Source organism: Stieleria sp., assembly GCF_041595215.1.
Lineage (GTDB): Bacteria > Planctomycetota > Planctomycetia > Pirellulales > Pirellulaceae > Stieleria > Stieleria magnilauensis.
On record NZ_JBFHKV010000457.1, the window covers coordinates 1 to 6254 of the forward strand.

Annotated in this window: 5 protein-coding genes and 1 pseudogene; 3 read left to right on the forward strand and 3 right to left on the reverse strand. The window is 60.6% G+C overall.

The window, feature by feature from the left end:
• A pseudogene (locus ABX749_RS17725) lies at nt 1-1163 on the forward strand (hypothetical protein); the annotation flags it as partial.
• 11 nt (nt 1164-1174) lie between these two features.
• On the opposite strand, the gene ABX749_RS17730 reads toward ABX749_RS17725, so the two are convergent.
• Nucleotides 1175-2176, reverse strand: coding sequence for a sugar phosphate isomerase/epimerase family protein (locus ABX749_RS17730; protein WP_145208269.1), 1002 nt, complete (start codon nt 2174-2176; stop codon nt 1175-1177).
• A 61-nt stretch (nt 2177-2237) separates the two neighbouring features.
• Nucleotides 2238-2600 carry a preQ(1) synthase gene (gene queF / locus ABX749_RS17735; protein WP_145208271.1) on the reverse strand — a complete coding sequence of 121 codons (363 nt, stop codon included), beginning with the start codon at nt 2598-2600 and terminating at the stop codon, nt 2238-2240.
• Between the two features lie 14 nt (nt 2601-2614).
• Between queF and ABX749_RS17740 the strand changes: the two genes are divergently transcribed.
• On the forward strand, nt 2615-3364 hold the full coding sequence (locus ABX749_RS17740) for a 7-carboxy-7-deazaguanine synthase QueE (RefSeq protein ID WP_372897135.1): 750 nt from the start codon (nt 2615-2617) through the stop codon (nt 3362-3364).
• A 103-nt stretch (nt 3365-3467) separates the two neighbouring features.
• On the opposite strand, the gene ABX749_RS17745 is transcribed toward ABX749_RS17740, so the two are convergent.
• The gene (locus ABX749_RS17745) at nt 3468-4985 is read right to left on the reverse strand and encodes a Gfo/Idh/MocA family protein (RefSeq protein WP_372897136.1); all 1518 of its coding nucleotides are present in this window, start codon (nt 4983-4985) and stop codon (nt 3468-3470) included.
• Nucleotides 4986-5206: 221 nt separating this feature from the next.
• On the opposite strand from ABX749_RS17745, the gene ABX749_RS17750 reads away from it, so the two are divergent.
• Nucleotides 5207-6199: a hypothetical protein gene (locus tag ABX749_RS17750; protein WP_372897137.1), complete on the forward strand. Its 993-nt coding sequence runs from the start codon at nt 5207-5209 to the stop codon at nt 6197-6199.
• The last annotated feature ends 55 nt before the right edge of the window (nt 6200-6254 follow it).

Here is a 6254-nt window from a genome sequence, read left to right on the forward strand (position 1 = left end):
CCGACCATCCCGCAACGATCCAGCGGCTGGGACGATTACTCGGCGTCGGCTGGGGCGATGGATACCACGTCTGTCGCGACGGCGGATTTCGCCCCGGGGCCGATCTGCCGCCGCATGGCTATCCCGATCAATTCGGTCACGCCAGTTGTCGCGACGGCTGCGGCCAAATCTATCCGCCGGGCACCGGGCTGTCCCAAGTCCACAGCGGCCTGCCCCATCTGCTGACCGGCCTGCCAAGTCTGCCGGCCGTTTCGGGGCCCGTCGTCTATCCGAGCGGCGTCGCACCCTGCAACGACGAAGGATGCGACGCGTCAATTTTCCCGTCCGGCAATCCCCCGGCGTCGTGCGACGATGTGGGCTGCGATACCGCCCTGGACTCGCTCGATTTCACCGCCACCGGCAATTCGGCCGACGACACGGGATTGGCCGACACTGGATCGGCCGACACTGGCGCCTCGCCGACGGAGTCCGATGAGGCGATGGAGCTGCCCCAGGACTGGATGGCTGAACAAGACGTACCGAGCGATGACGAACCAAGCGATGACGAAGCAAGCGATGACGAAGCACTCGAAACGTCCGAGCCGCATGTCGTCGAACCGAATGGTATCGCCTCACCGAGCGATCAATCGATGCCGTTCACCGTCACCGCGCCGAAGGTGGAACAACCACTGCTTGATTTTTCGGGTCCGAACCAGCTTCCGTTCGCCTCGGCCGACTCGGATCCCGCCGACGCCGGCGATCAGTTTGGCGGTGATCCACTCGACGTTGAGCCCGATTTGTTGAACGACGAAGCGATCGAACAACAACTGCCTCCGTCGGCCTATTTCCGTGGCGACGACGACCTGGGACTGGAGCATTCGGGCACCGCTGATCTGGTGGCGCCGGAAACGGAACTGCCGGAAACGGAGCTGCCAGTGCAACTGCCTTCGGTCCAGATGGAATCCCCACGTGCGGCGGACGCGCCGGAGGTCGAGGCGCCGACGGTCGACGCACCGGCAGTCACGGCACCGGCAGTCACGGCACCGCCGATCCGCTCCAACCCGTTCCTCGGAACCGGCTTGCGATCGGCCCCGTCAACATCGCGGAACACGGTGCCGCGGGTGGCGACGTTGCCGCATGCCGCTCCCACCCGCGACTGGAATCCGATTCACCAGCCCGACTGAACCGGCGGGAATCAGCCCTTGATGTCGGCAAACCCACGCAGCTCATACGGGATCTCGACGTAATCGAGCACCCGACAGAGGCCTCGCAACGCGACGCCAAACCCGTCGGGGCCGCTGAATCCGCCGAACTGACCACCGCCTTTGACGTGCGGTTCCAGATCCAAGAACACGCCGTCGGCGCCTCGCCGGGTCGCCCGCTCGTGCAGCTCGGGCAAAAAGTCTTTGAAATCGCGTAAGATCGCTTCGTGACCACAATCGCCGCGATCGGCGGGCACGAAGTTGTCCAAGCTGGCCTCGTCGACGTGTTCGACGCGGCCGGTGGGCGACGGATCGTGATAGTCTTTGATGTGCATCCATCCCATGCTGTCTTTCATCGCCACGTACTGGGCGAAGGTCTCATCGGCGGTGAAACCCTGTGTGACGATGTTGGCACCGTCAAAGATCGTCAGCATCGCCGGATGGTTGACTTTCGCCGCGATGGCCTGCAGCAGCGTCCCGGTTTGCCCAACCAAATTGGCTTCGACTTCCAATCCGAACGTCAGTCCGCGTTTGTCACAGGCTTCGGCGATTTGCCCGAGCTGATCGGCGACCTGATCGATATGATCCTCCGGCGCCGTGCCTTTGGGATGATAGAACGCGAACCCGCGAATCAGTTTGGCACCGAAGGCTTCGGCGCGATCGCAGGCCGTTTGGACGTCTTCGGCCAAGTACTTTTCGAACGGGATGAACTTATTGGCGGTCCCGTCATCGACGTCCAACAGTTTGACCTTGCCGATCGGAGAGCCGATGCTGCTGACCTTCAGTCCATAATCGGACTGCATCTTGACCAGATGATTGATCTCGGCATCGCCCAACAACATCACGTTCTTGATGCCTTCGCCGGCGTCAACGAACCGGATGGAGTAGTAGCGCAACCCCAACGCGGCGAACGCCGAATATTGCTGGACGGCAAGTTTTTCGTTGGCGGCTTCGTCCGCGAAACCACTCAAAAGGACGGGAATTCTGTCAGTCATCTAATTTCAAGGAGGGAGAGGGGGGAAAACGATCGGGGAATGGGATCAGGGTTCGCTCGGCCTAGGGCATTGGATACTGGACAATGATATTGCTGTGCAGGCCCCCGCGGGGCGTCCACTGGCTCTCCACCGTCGCACTTTTTGGCTGTACAACGGCGAGAAAGTCATCCATGATGCGGTTCGTCACGGCCTCGTAGAACATGCCTTCGTTCCGAAATCGCTGCAGATACATTTTCAAGCTCTTCAGTTCCACGCACAATTTGTCTGGAACGTACGTGAAAATGATCTTCCCATAGTCCGGCTGACCGGTCTTGGGGCACACCGAAGTGAACTCGGGGCAATGGTGCACGATGGTAAAGTTGCGCGACGTGTTGGGATTGTCGAACACTTCCAGGATGTCGCTAAAGTTCTCTGAATCACTCAACGCTGTTTTCTCCCTTGGGTAAATCACAATTTTCGCACGCACCGGCCGAATCCACCAGGGGACCGGGTCAGGCCCAATTGCTGGTCAGTGAAACCTTTCTGAGCCGACAGGGCGAAGGCCGACTGACGGGGACGGAAAGCTTTTTCATCCGTACCAGTGGATGCAACCTGCGCTGTTGGTTTTGTGACACCCCCTACGCGTCCTGGGACCCGTCGGGCGACCGCCAGTCGATCGAATCGCTGGTCGATGCCGCTCGGCAAAGCGGCACCGAGCATGTCGTGCTGACCGGCGGCGAGCCCCTGTTGCCCGCCGCGGCGACGGAATTGTCTCACGCGCTGATGGAGGCCGGGTTTCACCTGACGATCGAAACCGCCGGGACGATCGACAAACCGATCCCCTGTGACCTGCTTTCGCTCAGCCCAAAACTGGCCGACAGCACGCCCGACCCGCAGCAGCATCCGCGCTGGAGTCGTCTGCACGAGCAACGCCGCATGCCACTGGACACGATGCGCAAACTGATCGACGCCGCGATCGCGTTTCAATTGAAATTCGTCGTCAGCGACGCGGCGCAATTCGACGAAGTTCAAGACGTTTCCCAAGGGCTGGAAGTGGACAACGACGACGTCTACATCATGCCGCAAGGCGTGACGAACGCCCAGATGGACGCCGCCGAGCGCTGGCTCCGCCCGCTGGCTGAATCAGCCGGCTACCAATATTGCGATCGCATGCAAATCCGCTGGTTCGGAAACCGCCGCGGGACGTGATCGCCGGGCAGGACGCATTGCCAATCCGTCCCGCATCGGCTCGGTAGGTCACGCCGTGCGTGTCGAATCACACGCACAACACAAATTCCTCCCGCTGCGTCAATCAGACCGCATCGACGGAGGGGATTTCATAGCCCGGATTGTTGGCGTCCTTGACCAACGCGTTGGCTTCGTCGGCCCGTTCGCCTTCGAAGCGTTCGGTCTGGGCGTTGAAGTTCAGCATCGGTCCGAGCTGGTAACTCGCGTCACTGCCAGAGATCCCGACGCCGTCGGACATTACCTTGTGCAAACGGCCGAAGTGCTCGATCGCGTCTTGATTGCCGCCAAAATCGCTGGCCGTTTCGCTGAACGGGACTTCCGATCCTAAGCGGTAGGAGTTGTTCATGATGTGGCCGAGCACGCATCCGTAGTGGGCATCCATCACGTTGCCGTTAGCCATCGACGGGTTACCGGCGCGGACGGCGGTAATGAAGGCATTCCAATTGCCACCCGGAGTGACGTCGCCGGGTTCGATCTTCAACGGTTCGGCCTTGGAGGCTCCCGGACGCAGAATCTGGTAATTGCCTTCGCCGGTGATCACGCTGCCGTCTTCGAGGTAGTACTCATTGAAGACCTGACGCTGGTAGCCTTTGTAGTTGACGTTGCGAACATTGAAGAACACCATTTGACCGTTCGGATACTCGGCCATCGCGAACATCGTGTTCGGGGTTTCTCCCTGATCGTCCCACTGAAAACGGCTTCCGATGGCCATCGTTCGCGTAGGATGGGTCTGGTCGTCATCGATCGCCCAGCGCGCGACGTCCAGTTGGTGCGTGCCCTGGTTGTTCAAGTCTCCGTTGCCGGTTTCCCAGAACCAGTGCCAGTCGTAAGGGACATAGTTGGCGTGATAGTGGTCGATCACCGCGGGGCCTTTCCAGTGCTCCCAATTGAGATCCGCCGGCGGAGTGCTGATCGGTTCGTGACCGATGCCGCTACGCGGTTTGCAGCAGTAACCGTAGGCGATTTTCAACCGCGGCAACTTGCCGGACTTCAAGGCTTCGTGCAGCCCCGCGACTCCGGCGTTGCTTCGTCGTTGCGTGCCGTGCTGGATCACGACGCCATATTTTTTCTGGGCCGCGACGGCGACCCGGCCTTCGGCGATGTCGTGGCTCATCGGTTTTTCGACGTACACGTGTTTGCCGGCTTGGGCGCCCCAGATCGTCATCAGCGAGTGCCAATGGTTGGGGGTGGCAATCGAAATCGCATCCACGGTCGGGTCATCCAATGCCCGCCGAATGTCGTCGATTCCCTGAGTCGTCATCTTGCCCTTGACGCGTTTCTGGACACCGCTGATCCCTTTGGCGAGGGCCTTTTCCCACGGATCAGCGACGTAAGCCAGTTCCACGTTGGGCGTACCCAACCAACCACCGATATGAGCTTGGCCGCGACCATTGAGGCCTGCAACGGCGATCCGGACGCGGTCGTTGGCCCCTTCGATCGCACCACTGGCTTTGGTGCCGGTGATCAGAAAACTGCTGCCGGCTAAAAAACTGCCGCCGGCGACGGCCGACCCGGTTTTCTTCAAAAAGCTGCGGCGTGTATTGGCGTGAGTTGTCTTCGGGCGGGGATTCGGGTTGCTCATGGCAAACAAGCCTTCTCGGTCTCGGGAGGGAATGATAGGCAGGGGGGGAGGACGGAGGCCGATAGACGGCCGACCGACATATTAACAGCTTCCGACAGGCCCAATGAGGGTTTTGGGGCACAATTTCGGAGGTAGACTGAATAGATCGGCGATGATCGTGTTGCGAGTGCAACGAATGGATCAACGTCGATGAGACTGTTTCCTCGACTGAGATCACCGAGATGACTGGTATCGTTCAACGAACTTCGACTGCGATTCGCTCTACCCTCCGCCGCATGCTTCCAACGGGAGTCGCGGTCGCCGGGCTGTTGTCCGTCCTGGTGGCCAGCGACGAAGCAAACGCACAATTCTTTCGTGGCTTTCGCGCTCGCGGCCCGGTGTTGGTCGGTCCGCCGATCTTGCCCACGCCCTACTACGGAAATGCCTGGGGGGCCTGGCCGCCGGCTCCGGTTGTCGTCGGGCCGCCGAGTCGTGTCCGCGTGCAGACCCCGTTCTTCTCGCTGAATATCGGCCCCGGCTCGATCGTTCCGCCGCCCTATGCCGGTTATGACGATCGCTACGAATCGTATCGCCCCCGCTATGATTCACGTTACGATTCACGCGATGACTCTGGCTATCGATCACCGTATCAACGCGGTTACAGCGAGCCCCGTTCGCTCGTGCCCGAATACCGTTCGCCCGCGCCCGAATACCGTTCGCCCGCGCCTCAATACGGTTCGTCCGTGCCTCAATACGGTTCGTCCGTGCCACAATACGGTTCGTCGGGCAACTATCGACCGGGCAGCGGAGGCGGAATTCCTGACCTGACTTCACCGATCGAATTCTCGCTGCCCGCACTGCGTCAGGCCGCCGAAACGCTTTACCGCACCCTGGCAGCGCGTCCCGATGACGGCGAGGTGTGGTTGGAGTATCTGCAACCCGAACGCATCATCGCGGCGACCGAATCCGGTCAGCTCTCCGCATCGATGAGCGAATTGCATTCGCGGTTTCTGGGCGTGACGAAGAACCCCGACCTGGTGGTGATGACTCGAATCAACGGATTCCAACGCACCTTGCAACTGCTGGGAATGTGGATCGAGCTGGAAGGCGACGCATCGGCCACGGACGACTTTGTCGAGCCTAGCGAGGACACACAGACCTCACCGCCGCCGGACCCACAACCGGAAACCACTCAAGAGATCTTGCCGGCACCGCTCGGACAAGTCGATCTTTAGGCATGGCGGCCGATGAGAGGGCGGCCGAAGAAAGGGCGGCCGATGACACGAACTC